The sequence below is a fragment of the Hymenobacter crusticola genome, from assembly GCF_002154225.1.
GTDB lineage: Bacteria > Bacteroidota > Bacteroidia > Cytophagales > Hymenobacteraceae > Hymenobacter > Hymenobacter crusticola.
In genome coordinates this window covers 1-731 of record NZ_MTSE01000123.1, presented here as the reverse complement: position 1 = coordinate 731, position 731 = coordinate 1, and the positions used below count along the sequence as shown (strand labels likewise).

Here is a 731-nt window from a genome sequence, read left to right as displayed (position 1 = left end):
ACCAGGCCCCGCGTAGGTTGCAGGTTGCGCCCCACCAGCTGCACGGTGGCGCCCTTGGTGGCCACGTCGCAGTTGAGGTAGCGGCCCCACGCCTGGTTGATGAGCACGGGCTGGCTGACCTTGTCGCCATCCTCGACCCACACCTGGTACACGTCCATCGGCAGCCCGGACGGAATGCGCACGGTGACGTTGCGGTTCATCTGCACCGTCACCGTGCCATTGCTGGCTGCGGGTAGGCGCACCGGCAGCGGGTTGCTGAACGTGCGCAGGAACACCTTGGCATTCGGGCCAAACTCGCCGGTGAGGTTGAGCGCCTGCCCCGGCATGGCCGACGGCGTGGCCTGAAAAATCATCGGCAGCAGCGCCGTTGCAATGCCGAGGCTCACAGCCTTGGCATTGCGCCCGNCGCACGGCCTTGGCATGGCGCCCAAGCTTAAAGGAACTAACCATTTTCCCAGCCGCTAACCGTGATTGCCTTCGTCGCCGAGGCTTGCGCGCCGTTCGCGTCGCGGGCCGTAATGGTGAGCTGTCCTACGCCATTGGTGCGCAGGCTATGCGCGAAGGCCTTGGTGCCCTGAAACCCATTGGCCCCTTCATCCAGTGCCTCGGTGCCATAGCCGCCGGGTATGCCCGTGAGCTGCGCCGTATAGGTAATCGTACCGACCCCATTGGTAGGATACAGCAGGAAGTCAATCGAGTCATCGGGCTTGCCGACCGCCGTTTTGGTGCGA

The 731-nt window shown here is 64.4% G+C and carries 1 protein-coding gene; it reads right to left on the bottom strand.

Annotation, left to right across the window (positions count from 1 at the left end):
* Positions 1-442: 442 nt before the first annotated feature.
* The coding region (locus BXP70_RS30215) for a hypothetical protein (protein WP_179197912.1) at positions 443-731 on the bottom strand (289 nt) is incomplete at its 5' end.